The sequence below is a fragment of the Romboutsia sp. 1001285H_161024_C4 genome (assembly GCF_015550185.1).
Classification (GTDB): Bacteria; Bacillota; Clostridia; order Peptostreptococcales; family Peptostreptococcaceae; genus Romboutsia_C; species Romboutsia_C hominis.
The window spans coordinates 155,719-174,664 of record NZ_JADNAJ010000006.1 but is presented as its reverse complement, the minus strand read 5'-3'; the positions used below and the strand labels follow the sequence as shown (position 1 = coordinate 174,664).

Genomic DNA, 18,946 nt, shown 5'->3' with positions numbered 1-18,946 from the left:
GTAGAAATACATTAATTTACATTTACTAGGGAGGCTACAAAATGGAACAAAAGAGATTTGCTAAAGATTTAATAGATTTTATTTATAAAAGTCCAACATCATTTCAAGCAGTAGAAACATCTATAAAGCTTTTAGAGGATAATAACTTTAAAGAATTAAAATTAGATGATATATGGAACATAGAAGTAAATGGGAAGTATTATGTAACAAAGAATTCTTCTGCTATAATAGCCTTTGAGGTTAACTCTAATAACATAGAAAAAGAAGGATTTAGAATAGTAGGTTCTCATACTGACTCACCTACATTTAGAATAAAGCCAAATGCTGAAATGTGTTCTGAAGGTACATACTTAAAATTAAATACTGAATGCTATGGTGGACCAATATTAAATACTTGGTTAGATAGACCTTTAGCCATAGCTGGAAGGGTTGTATTAAAGGGAGAAAGTATATTAAATCCAGTAGAAAAAATGGTAAATATAAATAAACCAATATGTATCATACCAAATATAGCTATTCATTTAAATAGAGGAGTAAATGATGGATATGCACTAAATAAACAAAAGGATATGTTACCTTTAGTAGGTCTTATAAACGAAAGTTTAGAAAAAGATAACTTCTTAATAAATGAAATAAGTAAGTCACTAGGTATAAATAAGGAAGAAATATTAGACTTTGATTTATTCTTATATGAATATGAAAAAGGTTCTTTAATGGGTCCTAATGAGGAGTTTATATCAACAAGCAGATTAGATAATTTATCAATGGCACATGCTAGTTTACATGCACTTATAAATGCTAATGGTAAAAATGGTGTAAATTTAGTAGCTGTATTTGATAATGAAGAAGTAGGAAGTTCTACTAAACAAGGTGCAGATTCTAATATGTTATTAAACATACTAGAAAGAATATGTATATCTTTAGGTAAATCAAGAGAAGAATTCTTTACAGCATTATATTCTTCATTTATTATATCAGCTGATTTAGCACATGCAGTGCATCCAAACTTAGGAGAAAAGCATGACCCAACAAACAAACCAGTAATGGGTAAAGGACCAGTTATAAAGATAAATGCAAATCAAGCATATACAAGTGATGCCAGCTCAATATCTATATACAAAGCTATATGCAAAGAAGCTAACGTTAAGTATCAAGAATTTGTAAATAGATCAGATGAAAGAGGAGGAAGTACTATAGGGCCAATTTCATCAACACATATAGATATACCATCTGTTGATGTAGGTTCACCAATACTTGCAATGCACTCTATAAGAGAATTAGGAAGTGTAAAAGATCATTATAGTATATATAAGACATTTAATAAATTTTATGAAATATAAATAGGAGATGAGACAGATGAAAATAGGATTATGCCTTTCTGGAGGAGGAGCTAAAGGAGCTTATCAAGCAGGAGTTATAAAGGCTCTTTATGACAGAGGGTTAGATTTTAGTGCAATATCGGGAACATCTATAGGAGCAATTAATGGATATTATATATTCACAGGAAATGTTGAAAAGTTAGAGGATATGTGGACAAATATAGAAATAGATCCTGCAAACGATATCAAAATAATAGATAATACTGTGGATAATTCTTATGTGATAGAAGGATTAAAAACTTTAGAAGTAAGTAAAGAAGCGGAAATAGACTTTTATGTTAATTATATAGAAATAAAAAATAAAAATCTAAATGAAAAGGTAATGAATATAAAAGATGTAGATAAGTCTAAAGCTTTAGAAAGTATTAAGTATAGTTCTTTATTACCATGTAACCCAAAAGCAACTTTACCGCTAGGACAGCAGTTTATGAAAGATGTAAGTGAAGGGCTATATGATGGATTTAATCTTGATGGAGGATTAGTTAATAATACATTAATACAGCCATTAGTAGAACAAGACTTAGATAAAATAATAATAATAGATACACATACAGAATATGAACTACCTGCAGAAATAAGCGATAAATTTGGTAAAGACAATATTTTTATAATAAAGCCTAAAAAACCTTTTGAAAAAAATGCTACATTAAGATTTGAAAAAGAATTTTGTAAAAAAATATACAATGAAGGATATGAAATAGGAAAGAATTTTTCTATGTGCATATAGAATAGTTTTTTTAGAGTAAATATTAAAATATGAACATTTCTATGTAAATATATAGAATTGTATCAAAAACATTGAATAAACTGCTAAATATTAGTATAATATAAAAGTTCCTTAAAAAGAATATAAATTATGGAGTTGATATAAATAATGGCAACTAAGAGAATAGCAGTTTTAGGTGGGCCTAGATGTGGTAAAACTACACTAATACAACACCTATACGTTGAAATGAAAATAGCAGGATTAAATGTAGGATATGCTTTAGAATACTCAACTGATTATTTAAAAGATAAGGGTATGATAGAGACTATATCTGAACAATACGGAATATACTTAGGGCAAAAGAGAATAGAAGATGAGTTATCAACATTTGATTATGCTCTAACAGACTATGCTACTTTCGTACCTTACATATATGGAAGATTTATGTTAGGAAATAAGGAAAGAAGTAAAAAAGAAATACAAATACTTAAAGATTTATACTGTCTAGCAATAGAAGATATACAAAACTATGACACTATAATATATGTGCCACGAGAGTTTGGATATGTGCAAGATGGTGTAAGATGGCAAGATGAAGAAATCGCTCTTAAAATAGATGAAGCTATATTAAGTTTCTTAAAAGCTGAGAATGTAAACTTTGTAGAAGTTAAAGGCTCTACAAAAGAAAGAGCTAAGCAAATATTAGAGTTATTAGATATAAAATATCAAGATACTCCACAATTAGATGGAGAAGAAAAATAAGCTACTATTATATAGTAGCTTATTTTACTTATACAAAAATAATTACTTTATAATTCAAATATGTAGAGAATTATTTCAAAGTTAGTATATAATAATAAATAGAAAATACATAAAGATAAGAAGAAAGGAATTAAAAAAATGGAAACTAAAAACCCAATAGTAACTATAGAAATGGAAAATGGAAAGAAAATAGTAGCTGAATTATATCCCAATATAGCTCCTAACACAGTTAAAAACTTTGTAACACTAGTAAACCAAGGATTCTACAACGGAGTAGGGTTCCACAGAGTAATAGAAGGATTTATGATACAAGGTGGATGCCCTAATGGAAATGGAATGGGTGGACCAGGATATTCTATAAAGGGAGAATTCAGAGGAAATGGATTCACTAATAACTTAAAGCATGAAGCTGGAGTATTATCTATGGCTAGAACTATGGCTCCAAACTCAGCTGGATCACAATTTTTCATAATGCATAAAAATTCTCCACATTTAGATGGACAATATGCTGCATTTGGTAGAGTAATAGAAGGAATGGACGTTGTTAATGAAATAGCTACAACTGCGACAGATAGAGCTGACAAGCCTAAGACTCCTCAAATTATGAAGTCTGTAACAGTGGAGACATTTGGAAAAGATTATTCAGATGTTGAAAAATGCTAGTTAGTTTCTAAAAGGTAAAAAATAACTATTTACAATCTAACTAAATTATTTTAAAATATTATAAGGTTTAATCCTAACCGAAACACACAAAACACACAAAATACAGAAATTAAACCATTTTATTAATCTACATTATTTATAAGTAGACGATTTAAATTTATAACATATGAAAAAGGAGCTAATCTATATTAAAGATAGCTCCTTTTTCTATATATTAAATATATTATAGTAAACAAAAAAGTATTTATAAAAGATTATAAAATCATTATAAATACTTTTTATTTATTATTATAAATTATTCTTAATAGCAGAAGTTAAATTTGGAACTAATTGTTTCTTTCTAGAAACTACACCCTCAGCAAATACTCCTTGATGAGCTTCAACATTAAATGCTTCAGATATTACTTTATCTTCAGCTTTGTATATTAGGTAAGAACCTTCTTTTATTATGTCAGTTATAGCAAGAACTAACATATCGTAATCAGTAGAGTTTATATAAGATAAAAATTCATCTTTTTTATCAAATATAGAATCTATATCTAAAGTGAATACTTGACCTATACCAACTCTTTTTCCACTCATATCAAATTCTTTAAAGTCCATATTAACTATTTCTTCTATGCTGTATTCATCTAGTGAAGTACCAGCTTTAAACATATCCATAGCATAGCTTTCCATATCAACATCAGCTATTTTACTTAATTCCTCACAAGCTAACTTATCTTTTTCTGTAGTAGTTGGAGATTTAAATAATAATGTATCTGATAATATAGCAGATAATAAAAGTCCAGCTATATGTTTTGGAACCTCAACATTATTTTCTTTAAACATGTTGTAAATTATAGTACAAGTACATCCAACAGGCATTACTCTAAATGATATAGGTACATCTGTAGTTATACCACCTATTTTATGATGGTCAATTATTTCTACTATATTAGCATTTTCTATAGCATCTGCACTTTGAGCGTATTCATTGTGATCAACTAAAACTACATTTTTATTAGTTAAATCATCTATATTTAATATTTGAGGAGCTTCAACATTGAAGTGATTTAAAGCGTATTGAGCTTCTTTTCTTACCTCCCCTAAAGCATAAGCAGTAGCTTCTTCACCTAATTGATTTTTTAGGTAAGCTAATGAAATTGAAGAGCATATAGAATCTGTATCTGGATTTTTATGCCCGAAAACTAGTAATGTCATACAAAAAAACTCCTTTCACAAAATTATGTATTAATTTTAAAAATAAACCTCTATATAAGAGAATAAAACACTATATCTATAATTAATAGTACCAATATTTAATATGTATTATAAATATATTTGTTAATAACAAAGATATTATATCAAAATAACTAAAAAAATTGTTTAAAAAATAAAAAATTTAAAAAAGTATATTATATTATTGCCAATTTTAGTAATAGCGATAACAAATAGGGTATTCCTGTGAAAATATATAGTATATTGAAATATTATTAAAATAAGTAAATTAAAAATTACTATAATATTCAATCTAATGTAAAAATACAAAAATAAATAGTTTGATTAAAAATTAACTATTAGAATTAAATGAATTTTAAATACTTAAAGTAAGATTTTAAAATAAATTTTAACTTATAAACAAAGATGCAGAAAATTAAAACAAACTATAAAAACGATTTCATAAAACAAATAAGATAAAAATTTAACAAAAAATATTGACAGTTTTATTTATGTGATGTATTATCTAAACATAGATAGTTTGTTAAATAACTAACACAGTTTTATATAAATTGCCTGGGAGGAAAGCATAATGACTAAAGATTTAAAAAAAGTTAAAAATGTAAAAGAAAAGCAAGAACTAACTGTAGAAAGTATGATAAACGATTTAGTAACAAAAGGAAATAAAGCTAAAGAGGAAATGTTAAAATTAGACCAAGAAGCAGTAGATAAGATAGTAAAAGCTATGGCTAAGGCTGGTCTTGATAAGCATATAGAACTTGCACAAATGGCAGTAGAAGAAACTGAAAGAGGAATATTTGAAGATAAAGTAACTAAAAATATATTCGCTACAGAATATGTTTATAATAGTATAAAATATACAAAAACTGTTGGTGTAGTAGAAGAAAATGATGAAGAAAACTACATGATGGTTGCAGAACCAATAGGAGTTATAGCAGGTGTTACACCTGTTACTAATCCAACTTCAACAACAATGTTCAAATCATTAATAGCTATAAAAGGAAGAAATCCAATAATATTTAGCTTCCATCCATCAGCTCAAAAATGTTCAGCAGAAGCTGCTAGAATTTTAAGAGATGCAGCTATAGAAGCTGGAGCTCCAGAAAATTGTATACAATGGATAGAAGAACCATCATTAGAAGCATCAAGTGCTTTAATGAAAAATAACAAAGTAGCATTAATATTAGCTACTGGTGGACCTGGAATGGTTAAGGCAGCTTACTCTTCAGGTAAACCAGCCTTAGGGGTTGGGGCAGGAAACGTACCTTGTTTTATAGAAAAATCAGCAGATATAAAACAAGCCGTTAACGATTTAATATTATCAAAAACATTTGACAATGGAATGATATGTGCTTCAGAGCAAGCAGTTATAATAGAAGAGCCAATATACAATGAAGTAGTAGATATAATGAAGGGATACAATTGCTACTTTGTAAACAAAAAAGAAAGAGAATTATTAGAAAAAACAGTTATAAATCCAGAAACTAAAACATTAAATCCTAATATAGTTGGGCAAAGTCCTTATAAGATAGCTCAAATGGCAGGATTTGAAGTACCTAAAGATGCTAAAATGTTAGTAGCTGAAATAGAAGGTGTAGGTATGGATTACCCATTATCAAAAGAAAAGTTAAGTCCTGTACTTGCTTGCTTAAAAGTTAAAAATGCTGAAGAAGGAATACAAAGATGTGTAGAAATGACTGAATTTGGTGGATTAGGTCACTCAGCGGTTATACATTCAGAAAATGATGACATAATACTAAAATTTAGCGAGAAAGTAAGAACAGGAAGATTATTAGTAAATGCGCCATCTACTTTCGGAGCAATAGGAGATGTATATAACGTGAATACACCATCATTAACACTAGGATGTGGATCTATGGGTAATAACTCAACTACAGATAATGTATCAGCGGTAAATTTAATAAACCTTAAGAAAGTTACTAAGAGAAGAGTAAATATGCAATGGTTTAAAGTACCTGAAAGAATATATCATGAAGTTGGATCTATACAATACTTAGAAAAACTACCACAAGTTGAGAGAGTAATGATAGTTACTGATAGAATGATGGTTCAATTAGGATATGTTGAAAAATTACAATATCATTTAAGAAAAAGAAGAAACCCAGTTATGATAGAAGTATTTGCTGATGTAGAGCCAGATCCATCTGTTGATACAGTGTTAAATGGTGCTGATGCTATGAGAAAGTTCAAGCCAGATACTATAATAGCTTTAGGTGGAGGATCTGCAATGGATGCTGCTAAAGGTATGTGGTTATTCTACGAAAATCCGGAAGCAGACTTTGAAGATTTAAGACTTAAGTTTATGGATATAAGAAAGAGAATATATAAATTCCCTAAATTAGGAAGACAAGCTAAGATGGTGGCTATACCAACTACTTCAGGAACTGGTTCAGAAGTTACTTCTTTCGCAGTTATAACTGATAAAGTTAATAATATTAAATATCCTTTAGCTGACTATGAGTTAACTCCAGATGTAGCTATAATAGATCCTACATTTGTAATGTCTGTGCCAGCAGCTGTTACTGCAGATACAGGATTAGACGTATTAACTCATGCTATAGAAGCTTATGTTTCTGTAATGGCAACTGATTATACAGATGCTTTAGCTATGAAAGCTATACAAATGGTATTTGAATATCTACCAAAATCATATAAAGGAGCAAATACTCAAGAAGGTAAAGAAGCTAGAGAAAAAATGCACAATGCATCTTGTATGGCAGGGATGGCATTTGCCAATGCATTCTTAGGAATTAACCATTCATTAGCTCATAAGTTAGGATCAGAATTCCATATACCTCATGGTAGAGCAAATGCTATATTATTACCATACGTAATAGAGTACAATGCATCTATGCCAACTAAGTTTGCTGCATTCCCAAGATACAAATCTTTTGTAGCAGATAAGAAATATGCTGAGATAGCTAAGATGTTAGGATTAAAAGCTAACACTACAGAAGAAGGAGTTAAGAGCTTAGTAGAAGCTATAAGAAACTTAATGAGAGAATTAAATATGCCAATGACTATAAGAGAATGTGGTATAGAAGAAAAAATATATATGGGAGCTATAGAAAAGTTAGCATTAGATGCTTTTGATGACCAATGTACTCCAGCTAACCCAAGACAACCATTAGTATCAGAGTTAGTAGAAATATATAAGACAATATATGGAGATAAGAAAACTAAGTAAATAGTTCAAAAATTAAGAAAGTATATTGAACATTAAAATATAAAATAAAGAGGGGCCTTATTAAGGCTCCCTCTTTATTTTATAGACTTGTACATAACAACTTTTTCATATTCATTTTTTATGCTTATTATAGAATTAGAGATATTAATTTCAAAATTGGCAAAAGCAGAGAATAAATCAATGTCTCTCATTAAATGCATAGTAATAATATCGCTCTCTTTGTTTAATCTTAATATAATAGACCTAACAAATGGAAACTGTACTCTTGAATTAAAGAAATTTGAATCTTCTAGTTTAATATCTAAGCTGCGATAGTTTAAGTCTATAAATAAGTCTAAATCATTTTCTTCTTCCCTTATGACTCTGTATTCAAAGTCTGTATCTAAGTTTAATTTACCGAAAGTTACCATTTTACAACCTCTTCTACCGAAAGTTTTTTTATATATTATACATTATAGAATGATAGCTAACTATACATTTGTAAAATGTTTTGAAAAATAAAAAGCCTTCGTTGGGGGAACGAAGACTTAATTTGGGGGAGATTGAGTTAAATATTTAATTTTATATTACTATTATGGACAGATAACTTTAATCTATACATAAATTTATAAAATATTTTTAAATCTATCTCTTCTTGTTTATAAACTTAGGTCCAAGGTATTTTCTTATATCGTCATCAGATGAAAAATCATCTATAAGAATTTCTCTACCACTTTCTTCTAGCACAACTAGAACTTCACAGTCACCTTGTAAGAAGAACTTTCTAACTGTTTCTTCTCTAACTTCCCTAACTTTAGTTATATTTTTCTTTTGTTTTTCATAATCCTTTGTATAATAACTATCCATCATGTTTATTATTTTTGTATATCTAGTCATGATTACCTCCTGTATGTTAAATTGAATATTTATTTCTTAAGTAAATATTTTTCTTCACTTAACTAATTCGTATCACACTAATAAAAAGTGTGATATAATAAGTTTTTGTATTAACCTAATAATTATAACAAGGAGTAATAATAATGGCTAGTATAAATAGAAATGATATTTTAAATTGTATAAATTATTGTAAGGAAAATGAGCTGTTTGATAAGTTAAATGATACTTACAAATCACTACCAAGTGGAGATTGTACTGGCTGTGGTAATTGTTGTATGGAATCAGTAGGTATAAATTTAATTGAATTTATTAATATATATAGCTACTTATTAGACAAAGATGAATTAAGAAAGACAAGTTTAAGTAAAATTATAGACTACTATTTTTTAGAATTTACTAAAAAGAGTGCGTGTCCATTTAAAGATGAAAATAACAGATGTTTAATATATGAAGTGAGGCCACTAAATTGTAGAATTTTTGGTCATTGGAAAAAAGAGGATTATAATAAAAATTTATCAAATATAACTAAAAGGAATAGAGAATATAGTGATCTTATGAAATCAAAGTATGGATTTGATATAAGTGAAAAAGTTGTTAATTACAAAATAAAATACTGTGAGGATTTTAAACCCCAAAATGGATATTTAGATAAATCGACTAGATTAAGTTTTGCAGATGAGCTAATGATACTAGATTCTAAGTTATATTCTAAAGGTATTATAGATATAGATTTTAAAGATAGAGGTATAGTTGAATATTTTATAGAAGCTTTATTAAAAGATGATACTGCTTACAATATAAAAATAAGATTATCAAAAGATGAAGAGGTAAGAGAGATAGCATTAAAAAGATTAAAAAAGATACTATTATAATTAGGTGATTAAATGGAGCTTAAAAAAATAAAAGGAAACACATTTTATATAAAGGGTGGAACTAACACTGGTGTTTATATTTTTGATGATAATAAAGCTTTGATAATAGATCCTGGGTTAGCTGGTTCAAGACCTAAGAGAATTATAAATATGTTAGAAGAAAAAAATATCAAGGTAAATTTTATAATAAATACACATGAACATGATGATCATTATGGAGCGTGTAACCAATTTAAAGAGTATTATAATGATATTTGTATATTATCATCAGATGAAGCTAAATTATATATAGAAAAGCCTTATCTATTTGGCAAATATATAATGGGTGGTAAATATAATAGATTTTTTGTGGATAAATTAAAAAATAAATCATTAGATGAAATAAAAGTAGATAAAATAGCAAAAGAAGGAAGTCTGTTATTAAATAATGAAGAATTTGAAATAATAGATTTAAAGGGACATACTGAAGGAAGCATAGGAATATTAACTAAAGATAAAGTTTTATTTACTGGAGACCTTCTAATAGGCTTAGATATGCTTAAAAAGTATGATTTCTTATTTTTGTATGATATAAAGAAAGAAATAGACTCAATAATGAAATTAAAAGAAATAGATTTTGATTATTTAGTCTTAGGGCATAGTAAAGAAGTAATAAGTAAAAAAGATTCTAAGTTTATAACAGAAATGCATTTAAATGCTATTGATAAGTACTTAAATAAAGTAAGAGAAGATTTAAATGTACCAATAACGTTAGAAGAATTATTAAAAAAAATTATAATAGATAATAATTTAAAGTGCAATTATAAAGAATATCATTTTTTTAAGTCATCTTTAGTTTCGATGATAAGCTATTTAGCTGATTTAGATGAAATAGACTATATATTAAATGATGGAGAATTGCTTTATTGTACCAAAAAAAAATAAATTATGCTAAAATAGATATGTTAAAAAAGACTCAAAATAAGATAAAGGGTGAGTACGATGGAATTTGAAAAATGGGATGAAATACTAACACCTTATGACCATGCAGTAGAAGAATTAAAAGTTAAGTTTAAGAATATAAGAAAAGAATTCTTAGCAAAAGGAGAATACTGTCCTATAGAGTTTGTAACAGGAAGGACTAAAAAAATAGCTTCTATAATATCTAAATCAAAGCGCCTAGGAATTGAAGATATAGAGGGTGAGATGGAAGATATTGCAGGTATAAGAATAATGTGTAAGTTTGTAGAAGATATATATACAGTAGTTGAACTTATACAAAATAGATGTGATATGAGTATAGTATATGCAAAAGATTATATAAAAAACTTTAAGGATAGTGGATACAGAAGTTATCATGTTATAATAAAATATCCTATAAATACGATAGCAGGTTCAAAAGAAATATTGTGTGAAATCCAAATAAGAACTTTAGCTATGAACTTTTGGGCAACTATAGAACATTCTTTAAAATATAAATATGAACATTACATACCAGAGGAATTAGCAGTTAGATTAAGAAGAGCATCTGATGCAGCATTCCTATTAGATCAAGAAATGAGCGAGATAAGAGAAGATATAATGAAAGCTCAAGTTATGTGCCAGGTAAAATCAGTTACAGTAAGAGATGTACTTAGTAAGATTCAAGAATTATATAATCTAGGAGAAACACATAAAGCGCTTATATATCAAAGAAGGCTAGATAAAATAGATAATGAACAAGATATAGAAGAAATATTACATCTTCAAAGTGAGGTAGATAATTTATTAGAATTTTACAATAACAATAATAAAGTTAGATAGAGGTTATCCATATTCATGGATAACTTTCTTTATATAATAGTATAGTAATTGAATTTAAATTTAAACTATAGGTATTAATATAGAATATATAAGAAAAGTTACATAAGAAAGGAAAAAAGACATGAACTTATATGCAATAGGAGATTTACACTTTTCAACATCAGTAAATAAGCCTATGGATGTTTTTGGAAAGAATTGGATAGGTCATGAGGAAAAGTTAATAGAAGACTGGAAAGAGAAAGTAAGTGATGAAGATTTAGTATTAGTATTAGGAGATACTTCTTGGGGAATAAATCTAGACGAAGCAAGAAGTGATTTAGATATAATAGATAATTTGCCGGGGAAAAAGATATTTATAAAAGGCAATCATGATTATTGGTGGACTACTGTAACAGCATTAAATAAGCAGTATGATAATATGAACTTTTTACAAACTAATTTCTATGAATACAAAGATTATGCTATTTGTGGAGGAAGAGGATGGATATGTCCGAATGATTTTAAGTTTGATGAAAATGACGCTAAAATATATAAGAGAGAAGAAAATAGGATAAGAATATCTTTAGAAGCTGCTAAGAAGAAAGGACATACTAAATTTATAGTTATCACTCACTATCCTCCTACTAATGATAAACTTGAAGAATCGTTATTCACTAAATTATATGAAGAATATAAAGTTGAAAAAGTTATATATGGACACTTGCACGGAAAAGAATCATTTAAAATGGGATTAAGAGGTGTAAGAAATGGAATTGAATATATATTAGCATCTTGTGATTACACTGATTTTAAATTAATAAAAATATTAGATTAATAATCTTAAAATTGTAAATACTATTATATATGGTTAAAATATGAAAATTGGGGGATTTTTGTTTAAATATACAAAAGAAGGAGATGTTAATGATGAGATGGATATTAGTATTCTTATTTTTGTATCTTATCCCCTTGATAATATTATTTAGAAATTATAAAAATTTGAGAAGATCGTACATATATAGTAGTATTTATGTTGTATTAGTTACAATGATAGTAGCAACAAATCTTTATATGAGTGGATTAAATAAAATCAGAGAAGCTATATATTATTACAGTTATGTTAATGATGAGCCATACGAATATAAGGATAATGTAGGCAAAGAAGAGAATATTGATGAAATTTATAAAGTAGATAAGCAAGACAGTGAAGTGTATGAAAGTAAAGGAGATAAATCAAATGAAGTAGCACTAGAATCAAAAGAAGTAGAATTAAATCAGGATAAAGAAGTAGAAGTTATTAAAAAAACTGATAAAGAAATAATTAGTGATTTCAAAAAAGAAATTTACAATATAGAAAGAAAAGCATTAATTCCTATGAGGGATTGTATTCCTTATACAAAAAATATATCTGAGAGTATAAAAAAATTACCGACTATAGAAAATGACTTAAAATATGCCAGCAAAAAATGTAAAGAAGTTATAGAACTTTATGAAAGTATGGATATACCTAGTCTTTCAGATGAACAATATACTACAATACTAAGCAATGCAAGAGATGATGTTAAAAAGGCTTATGAGCTAAGAGAAAAGGCTATGAACGAGTCTATAAACTTAGTAGAAAGTAAGAATCCAAAATATATTGGAAAAATAACAGAGTATTTAAGCTTATCTGATGAGCACATAGCAAATTTTAAGGATAGAATAGATAAGCTAAGTCTAAATATAAAATAACAAAAGCTTATCTTTTATGATAAGCTTTAAATATACTATAATGCATAAATTTTGATTTATAATATAACATATGATATAATTTTCGATTATAACGTTAATCAGGGAGGTATGTATGGGAAGATTAAATATATGTATAGATATAGATGGAACTATAACAAGTCCATATCATTTTATTCCGTACTTAAATGAGATATATAATAAAAATATAAAAGAAGAAGAATGTGTAACTTATAACTGGGAACAATTATATGGTGATACCATGGATGAAATATTAAATAAATTCCATAGTAGCTGTATGCATTCTTATGAAGAAGCAGAAATAGTAGAATATGCTAAGGACGTTATAGAAAAGTGGTTAGCTAATAGCCACAACTTATATTTTGTAACGGCAAGAGATAAAAGTCTTACAGAGATAACTACAAGATGGTTAAACGATAAAGGATTTTCTGATATAGATGTTCACTTATTAGGTAGTCACGATAAAATAGCTAAAGCTAAAGAATTAGAATGCAATATATTTATAGAAGACAATCCATCAAATGCAATGCAACTTGCAAGTGAAGGTATGAAAATACTACTAATAAATACCAACTATAATCAAGGTGTAGAACATGATAATATAACAAGAGTAGACACTTGGAAAGATATAGATAAATTCATAGAATTGTACAAGTAAACATAGCAATACTATAGGGGGAGGTGGTCTTATGGTCGAATTAAAAGTAGAAAATCGAAAAGGCAATATAAGCATAAATAGCAATGATGTTAAAGAAATCATCAAAATAAGACCAGATATAGAATATACAAGAGATATATCAAATACAATTAATCAAGATGGTATAATGGCATTTGACTGCAAACTGTCTCAAGATGTATTTAATATGCAAGATATAGAAGATGTACTAGATGAAATAGGAGAAGACTTAGACGAAAGCTATTTCCAAGTATTATTTGAAGATGTAAGAGCATATTTAAAAGATGCTACAGATGAAATTGAAGAAGAACTTCAGGATAAATATTTATTTGATAATGTAAGATGTTTCTTTGATATTTATAATATAGATGAATCTTTTACAGATTTTAAATTTGTATTTTTAGTTAGCTTCAAGGATATAAAAATAGCATCATTAGCTAACCTATCTAAAATAGTAGGAAAAAGACAGTTAGTAGGAGCATCAAAATTCTATAGCTAAGGATTATAAATAATATAAAAGATTAATATAGAAATAAAAAAGAGCATCTGTATACAAAGATGCTCTTTTCATTTAATTTTTAAAAGGAATTAAGCTTTATTTATTGATCCGAATAATTCCATTTTTTCTTTAACAGTAGTTTTTATAGATTCAAACCCTGGAGCTAAAAGCTTACGAGGGTCAAATCCTTTACCTTCTAAGTCTTTACCAGCTTCTATATACTTACGAGTAGCATCAGCAAATGCTAATTGACACTCAGTATTAACGTTTATTTTAGAAACACCTAATGATATAGCTTTTTGTATCATTTCAGCAGGTATACCAGTTCCTCCGTGTAATACTAATGGCATGTTTCCTGTAGCATTATTTATAGCAGCTAAAGCATCAAAGTTTAATCCAGCCCAATTTTCTGGATATTTACCATGTATATTACCTATACCAGCAGCTAGCATATCTATTCCTAAATCTGCTATTAATTTACATTCAGCTGGATCTGCAACTTCACCAGCACCAACAACACCGTCTTCTTCTCCACCTATAGAACCAACTTCTGCTTCTAAAGAAAGACCTTTAGCATGAGCTAATTCAACCATTTCTTTAGTTTTAGCTATATTTTCTTCGATTGGATAGTGAGAACCATCAAACATTATTGAAGAGAAACCAGCTTCCATAGCTTTTTTAGCTCCATCGTAGCTTCCGTGGTCTAAATGAACAGCAACTGGAACAGTTATGTTTAATTCTTCCATCATTCCTTCAACCATATTGACTATAGTTTTAAAACCACACATATATTTAGCAGCACCTTCAGATACTCCTAATATAACTGGAGAATTGTTTTCCTGAGCAGTTAATAATATTGCCTTAGTCCATTCTAAGTTATTTATGTTGAATTGACCTACTGCGTATTTTCCTTCTCTAGCTTTTTGTAACATGTCTTTAGCTGAAACTAACATATATAAACCCTCCATACAATTAATTATTAAAAATAATCAAATATAAAATTTACCCATCAATTAATATTATAACCCTAATACAAAAAAAGTACATAGTAAATTGTAATAACTAGTAATTAAAAGTATAATAATATCTATAACTAAATAAATTTTAAGAAAAGAGAGGAATTATATATGCCACAAATAAAAGTAAGAGGTATAAATGAAAATGATATATGTAAAATAAGTGAAAATATGATAGATAAATTAGTGGAAGCAGTAAAATGTCCTAGAGATTATTTTGAAATAGAATGTATAAAATCTGTAGCAATAAGAGACGGAAAAATAGCAGATGTATATCCATTTGTGGAAGTAGCTTGGTTTGATAGAGGACAAGAAGTCCAAGACACAGTAGCTAAAATAATAACAGATAGTATAAGGGATGGATTAAAAGTAGAAAGTATGGATTTAGCATTTACTGTTTTTGAAAAGGAAAAATACTATGAAAATGGAGAACATTTTTAATGGCTAAAAAATTACGTATAGATAAAATACTTTCTAATATAGGATATGGTAGTAGAGCGGAAATAAAAAAATACTGTAAGCAAGGTATGATATCTGTAAATGGAAAAAATATAAATAATCCAGGGATTCAAGTTGACCCAGAAAATGATAAAATACTTTTTAATGGAGAAGAAGTAAACTATAGAGAATTTGTGTACATAATGTTAAATAAACCAGATGGATATATATCGGCGACTTTTGATAAGCATGACCCAATAGTATTAGACTTAATAGATTCATCATACTATGTTTTTGAACCATTTCCAGTAGGTAGGTTAGACAAAGATACAGAAGGGCTATTGGTATTAACAAATGATGGACAACTTGCACATAGGGTATTATCACCAAAAAAGCATGTACCAAAAACTTACTATGCTAAAATAGAAGGAATTGTAACAAAAGAGGATGTAGTTGCTTTCTCAAAAGGAGTTACGCTTGATGATGGATATGAAACTATGCCGTCACAACTTAAAATATTAAAGAGTGATGAAATATCAGAAATAGAACTTACTATACATGAAGGAAAATTCCACCAAGTTAAAAGAATGTTTGAGAGTGTAGGTAAAAAAGTAGTATACTTAAAAAGACTGTCTATGGGAAAATTAGAGCTAGATAAAAATCTAGAGCTAGGAGAATATAGAGAATTAACAGAAGATGAAATAAAATTATTAGAAGAAAGATAACAATTGAGCGGAGGTAGTTTTAGTGAAAAGAAGAGACATAATAGAGTTTGAAATAGATAAAATGGAGTTCGGTGGAACTTCTGTAAGTTTATATGATGGAAAAGATATATATATGAAGGGCGGAATAACTGGACAAAAAGTTAAAGCAGTAGTCCAAAAAGCTAGAAGTAAAAAAGCTGAAGTTAAAATGCTAGAACTTCTAGAAAACTCACCGCTAGAAACAGAAGAGCCATGCAAACATTTCAATCAATGTGGAGGATGTAGTATATTATCAGTTCCTTATGAAAAACAACTTCAAATAAAAGAAAGACAAGTAATGGATTTATTCTTACAACAAGAGTTATTTGGATTCAAATTCTTAGGAATACAAGGAAGTCCTGAGCAAAGAATGTACAGAAATAAAATGGAATATACTTTTGGAGATGAGGTTAAAGATGGTCCACTATCTTTAGGTCTTCACAAAAAAGGAAAGCATATAGATATAATAACTGTTGATGGATGTTATTTAGTAGACCAAGACTTCATAAATATATTAAAAGCTACTGTAGATTACTTTAATGAAAAGCAAATACCATATTACAGAACATTTAATCACAAAGGATACTTAAGAAACCTTGTAGTTAGAAAAGGTATAAATACTAAAGAGATGATGGTAAACATAGTTACATCTTCTCAACTAGACTTTGATATGACTGAGTATAAAAACATGCTTTTAAATTTAGGTTTAGATGCAGAATTAGTAAGTATACTACACACTATAAATGATGGATTAGCAGATGCAGTAAATTGTGATGAATTAAGAGTTCTTTATGGAAGAGATTATATACAAGAAGAAATATTAGGGTTAAAATTCAAAATATCTCCATTCTCATTCTTCCAAACAAATACTAAAGGAGCAGAAGAGCTTTACTCTATAGCTAGAGAGTTTGTTGGAGACCACAGTGACAAGGTAGTATTTGACTTATACAGTGGAACTGGTACTATAGGACAAGTTATGGCAGGATCTGCTAAGAAAGTTTATGGTATAGAAATAATAGAAGAAGCTGTAGCAGCTGCCAATCAAAATGCAAAATTAAACGGTTTAACAAACTGTGAATTTATAGCAGGAGATGTTGCTAAAACAGTAAACAAATTAAAAGAAAAGCCAGATTTAATAATAGTTGACCCACCAAGACCAGGTGTACACAAAGATGCTATAAGAGATATATGTGGATTTGATTCTAAGGAAATAATATATATATCTTGTAATCCAAAGACATTAGTATTAGATTTAGTTGAATTTAAAAACTATGGATACGAAGTAGAATTAGTTAAATGTATGGATATGTTCCCAAATACACCTCATGTTGAAACTGTTGTTAAGTTAAAAAAAGCTTAATATAGATTATATCAATAAGACTACCTATAAATTTAGGTGGTCTTATTTTAAGTGTAAAGCAATTAAAAACTTTGTATACTTTGAATAATTTGATTTGAAATATTAACCAAAGACTATATAAAAGATATAATAAAGGAGTGTTATTATAAAAATTATATCAAAAGAGTTTATAAAAGTTACAAATTAATATATTATTAAATGTATATACAATTAAATAGGCAATAAGTTCATGTCTAAAGCCGAGGGAGGAAAGTTATGGGTCAACCTATATATAAAATAATAGAGAACTATGTAAAAGAATTAATTAATTCAGGAAAATTAAATCAAGGAGATTTAATACCATCAGAACATCAATTATGCGAAGAATTTAATGTAACAAGAATGACTGTTAGATCAGCACTTAATAATCTAGTTAAAGATGGATATATAGCAAGGAGGAGGGGTATAGGAAGTATAGTTTTAGGAAGTAAGGTATATGACAATATATCTTCTATAAGTGGTTTTACAAAAGAGATGAATAGCAAAGGATATAAAGTATCAAGTATATTAGTTAGTTTAGAAAAAATAGAATCAGATGATGAAATTTCTGAAAAGCTAAATATAAGTGAAGGTGATTATGTTTGGGAGATAAAGAGAGTTAGACTAGCAAATGATAAGAGATTATCGTATATGATTACATATATGCCAGATAAACTATTTCCAAATATAAATGAAACTCACTGCAAGGGTTCTTTATATGAATATGTTGAAGAAGTTAGCGGACGTAAGATAGCTATATCAGAAAGAGAAGTAGAGGCTGTCATATCTAATGATGAGTTAGAAGAAAATCTAAAATTGGATAGAAAAGAACCGTTATTATATATAAAGCAAGTTTGCAGACTTGATAACGGTGAAGCATTTGAATACTCTCATACATACCATTATGGTTATACTTTAACCGTTAACGCTATATCTAAATAAAAATACATATAGTGTGAAAATGTTTTCTTGAAATGTCTATACATTTAATATATAATA

The 18,946-nt window shown here is 27.9% G+C and carries 20 protein-coding genes; 16 read left to right on the top strand and 4 right to left on the bottom strand.

All coding sequences use genetic code 11. From position 1 onward, the window contains the following. The first annotated feature begins 41 nt into the window (after window positions 1–41). From I1959_RS11545 to I1959_RS11530, 4 genes are all read left to right on the top strand, one after another. Complete coding sequence (locus tag I1959_RS11545; RefSeq protein ID WP_166506042.1) at window positions 42–1,340, top strand: M18 family aminopeptidase; 1,299 nt, start codon at window positions 42–44, stop codon at window positions 1,338–1,340. Between the two features lie 16 nt (window positions 1,341–1,356). Beyond that, complete coding sequence (locus I1959_RS11540) at window positions 1,357–2,106, top strand: patatin-like phospholipase family protein (RefSeq protein WP_195238341.1); 750 nt, start codon at window positions 1,357–1,359, stop codon at window positions 2,104–2,106. Window positions 2,107–2,253: 147 nt separating this feature from the next. Then, window positions 2,254–2,847 (top strand): AAA family ATPase, encoded by a 594-nt coding sequence (locus I1959_RS11535; protein ID WP_092923344.1) that lies wholly within the window; start codon window positions 2,254–2,256, stop codon window positions 2,845–2,847. 138 nt (window positions 2,848–2,985) lie between these two features. Continuing rightward, window positions 2,986–3,510, top strand: a complete 525-nt coding sequence (locus tag I1959_RS11530) for a peptidylprolyl isomerase (RefSeq protein ID WP_092923347.1) — start codon at window positions 2,986–2,988, stop codon at window positions 3,508–3,510. Window positions 3,511–3,798: 288 nt separating this feature from the next. On the opposite strand, the gene I1959_RS11525 is transcribed toward I1959_RS11530, so the two are convergent. Further along, a complete protein-coding gene (locus I1959_RS11525) occupies window positions 3,799–4,713 on the bottom strand; it encodes a manganese-dependent inorganic pyrophosphatase (protein WP_195238339.1) in 915 nt (304 codons plus the stop codon). Between the two features lie 589 nt (window positions 4,714–5,302). Between I1959_RS11525 and adhE the strand changes: the two genes are divergently transcribed. Next, a complete protein-coding gene (gene adhE, locus I1959_RS11520) occupies window positions 5,303–7,939 on the top strand; it encodes a bifunctional acetaldehyde-CoA/alcohol dehydrogenase (RefSeq protein WP_092923353.1) in 2,637 nt (878 codons plus the stop codon). A 74-nt stretch (window positions 7,940–8,013) separates the two neighbouring features. Here adhE and I1959_RS11515 read toward each other — a convergent pair whose 3' ends face one another. Further along, a complete protein-coding gene (locus I1959_RS11515; protein WP_092923356.1) occupies window positions 8,014–8,349 on the bottom strand; it encodes a hypothetical protein in 336 nt (111 codons plus the stop codon). Window positions 8,350–8,563: 214 nt separating this feature from the next. Next, window positions 8,564–8,815, bottom strand: a complete 252-nt coding sequence (locus I1959_RS11510; RefSeq protein WP_092923359.1) for a hypothetical protein — start codon at window positions 8,813–8,815, stop codon at window positions 8,564–8,566. 143 nt (window positions 8,816–8,958) lie between these two features. On the opposite strand from I1959_RS11510, the gene I1959_RS11505 reads away from it, so the two are divergent. The 7 genes from I1959_RS11505 (at window position 8,959) to I1959_RS11475 (ending at window position 14,372) form a co-directional block, all read left to right on the top strand. Continuing rightward, a complete protein-coding gene (locus I1959_RS11505) occupies window positions 8,959–9,687 on the top strand; it encodes a YkgJ family cysteine cluster protein (RefSeq protein WP_092923362.1) in 729 nt (242 codons plus the stop codon). Between the two features lie 12 nt (window positions 9,688–9,699). Then, window positions 9,700–10,611: an MBL fold metallo-hydrolase gene (locus I1959_RS11500; RefSeq protein WP_092923365.1), complete on the top strand. Its 912-nt coding sequence runs from the start codon at window positions 9,700–9,702 to the stop codon at window positions 10,609–10,611. Window positions 10,612–10,668: 57 nt separating this feature from the next. After that, complete coding sequence (locus I1959_RS11495; protein ID WP_092923368.1) at window positions 10,669–11,469, top strand: GTP pyrophosphokinase; 801 nt, start codon at window positions 10,669–10,671, stop codon at window positions 11,467–11,469. Window positions 11,470–11,590: 121 nt separating this feature from the next. Further along, window positions 11,591–12,283 carry a metallophosphoesterase gene (locus tag I1959_RS11490; RefSeq protein ID WP_092923369.1) on the top strand — a complete coding sequence of 231 codons (693 nt, stop codon included), beginning with the start codon at window positions 11,591–11,593 and terminating at the stop codon, window positions 12,281–12,283. 212 nt (window positions 12,284–12,495) lie between these two features. Then, window positions 12,496–13,179 (top strand): hypothetical protein, encoded by a 684-nt coding sequence (locus tag I1959_RS11485; protein WP_243240039.1) that lies wholly within the window; start codon window positions 12,496–12,498, stop codon window positions 13,177–13,179. A 112-nt stretch (window positions 13,180–13,291) separates the two neighbouring features. Next, window positions 13,292–13,855 carry a 5' nucleotidase, NT5C type gene (locus I1959_RS11480; protein WP_092923372.1) on the top strand — a complete coding sequence of 188 codons (564 nt, stop codon included), beginning with the start codon at window positions 13,292–13,294 and terminating at the stop codon, window positions 13,853–13,855. A 31-nt stretch (window positions 13,856–13,886) separates the two neighbouring features. Continuing rightward, on the top strand, window positions 13,887–14,372 hold the full coding sequence (locus I1959_RS11475; protein WP_092923374.1) for a hypothetical protein: 486 nt from the start codon (window positions 13,887–13,889) through the stop codon (window positions 14,370–14,372). Window positions 14,373–14,461: 89 nt separating this feature from the next. Here the strand turns inward: I1959_RS11475 and fba are convergent, their stop codons facing one another. Then, window positions 14,462–15,325, bottom strand: a complete 864-nt coding sequence (gene fba / locus I1959_RS11470; protein WP_092923376.1) for a class II fructose-1,6-bisphosphate aldolase — start codon at window positions 15,323–15,325, stop codon at window positions 14,462–14,464. 174 nt (window positions 15,326–15,499) lie between these two features. Between fba and I1959_RS11465 the strand changes: the two genes are divergently transcribed. From I1959_RS11465 to I1959_RS11450, 4 genes are all read left to right on the top strand, one after another. Further along, window positions 15,500–15,829, top strand: a complete 330-nt coding sequence (locus I1959_RS11465; protein WP_092923379.1) for a DUF1904 domain-containing protein — start codon at window positions 15,500–15,502, stop codon at window positions 15,827–15,829. Continuing rightward, complete coding sequence (locus tag I1959_RS11460) at window positions 15,829–16,551, top strand: pseudouridine synthase (RefSeq protein WP_092923382.1); 723 nt, start codon at window positions 15,829–15,831, stop codon at window positions 16,549–16,551. Before I1959_RS11465 ends, I1959_RS11460 begins: the two co-directional genes overlap by 1 nt. A gap of 22 nt (window positions 16,552–16,573) precedes the next feature. Further along, window positions 16,574–17,929 carry a 23S rRNA (uracil(1939)-C(5))-methyltransferase RlmD gene (gene rlmD, locus I1959_RS11455; RefSeq protein WP_271893587.1) on the top strand — a complete coding sequence of 452 codons (1,356 nt, stop codon included), beginning with the start codon at window positions 16,574–16,576 and terminating at the stop codon, window positions 17,927–17,929. Window positions 17,930–18,184: 255 nt separating this feature from the next. Further along, entirely contained in the window at window positions 18,185–18,889 is a 705-nt protein-coding gene (locus I1959_RS11450) for a GntR family transcriptional regulator (RefSeq protein ID WP_195238337.1), read from the top strand. Window positions 18,890–18,946: the final 57 nt, after the last annotated feature.

What these genes read in the sequence shown, in the direction of transcription:
- I1959_RS11505 (WP_092923362.1), top strand. Translation starts at nt 8,959, where the DNA reads ATGGCTAGTATAAATAGAAATGATATTTTAAATTGTATAAATTATTGT.
- I1959_RS11480 (WP_092923372.1), top strand. Translation starts at nt 13,292, where the DNA reads ATGGGAAGATTAAATATATGTATAGATATAGATGGAACTATAACAAGT.
- I1959_RS11485 (WP_243240039.1), top strand. Translation starts at nt 12,496, where the DNA reads ATGATAGTAGCAACAAATCTTTATATGAGTGGATTAAATAAAATCAGA.
- I1959_RS11475 (WP_092923374.1), top strand. Translation starts at nt 13,887, where the DNA reads ATGGTCGAATTAAAAGTAGAAAATCGAAAAGGCAATATAAGCATAAAT.
- I1959_RS11490 (WP_092923369.1), top strand. Translation starts at nt 11,591, where the DNA reads ATGAACTTATATGCAATAGGAGATTTACACTTTTCAACATCAGTAAAT.
- I1959_RS11515 (WP_092923356.1), bottom strand. Translation starts at nt 8,349, where the DNA reads ATGGTAACTTTCGGTAAATTAAACTTAGATACAGACTTTGAATACAGA.
- I1959_RS11510 (WP_092923359.1), bottom strand. Translation starts at nt 8,815, where the DNA reads ATGACTAGATATACAAAAATAATAAACATGATGGATAGTTATTATACA.
- I1959_RS11545 (WP_166506042.1), top strand. Translation starts at nt 42, where the DNA reads ATGGAACAAAAGAGATTTGCTAAAGATTTAATAGATTTTATTTATAAA.
- I1959_RS11465 (WP_092923379.1), top strand. Translation starts at nt 15,500, where the DNA reads ATGCCACAAATAAAAGTAAGAGGTATAAATGAAAATGATATATGTAAA.
- I1959_RS11530 (WP_092923347.1), top strand. Translation starts at nt 2,986, where the DNA reads ATGGAAACTAAAAACCCAATAGTAACTATAGAAATGGAAAATGGAAAG.
- fba (WP_092923376.1), bottom strand. Translation starts at nt 15,325, where the DNA reads ATGTTAGTTTCAGCTAAAGACATGTTACAAAAAGCTAGAGAAGGAAAA.
- I1959_RS11525 (WP_195238339.1), bottom strand. Translation starts at nt 4,713, where the DNA reads ATGACATTACTAGTTTTCGGGCATAAAAATCCAGATACAGATTCTATA.
- I1959_RS11460 (WP_092923382.1), top strand. Translation starts at nt 15,829, where the DNA reads ATGGCTAAAAAATTACGTATAGATAAAATACTTTCTAATATAGGATAT.
- I1959_RS11535 (WP_092923344.1), top strand. Translation starts at nt 2,254, where the DNA reads ATGGCAACTAAGAGAATAGCAGTTTTAGGTGGGCCTAGATGTGGTAAA.
- I1959_RS11540 (WP_195238341.1), top strand. Translation starts at nt 1,357, where the DNA reads ATGAAAATAGGATTATGCCTTTCTGGAGGAGGAGCTAAAGGAGCTTAT.
- adhE (WP_092923353.1), top strand. Translation starts at nt 5,303, where the DNA reads ATGACTAAAGATTTAAAAAAAGTTAAAAATGTAAAAGAAAAGCAAGAA.
- I1959_RS11450 (WP_195238337.1), top strand. Translation starts at nt 18,185, where the DNA reads ATGGGTCAACCTATATATAAAATAATAGAGAACTATGTAAAAGAATTA.
- I1959_RS11500 (WP_092923365.1), top strand. Translation starts at nt 9,700, where the DNA reads ATGGAGCTTAAAAAAATAAAAGGAAACACATTTTATATAAAGGGTGGA.
- I1959_RS11495 (WP_092923368.1), top strand. Translation starts at nt 10,669, where the DNA reads ATGGAATTTGAAAAATGGGATGAAATACTAACACCTTATGACCATGCA.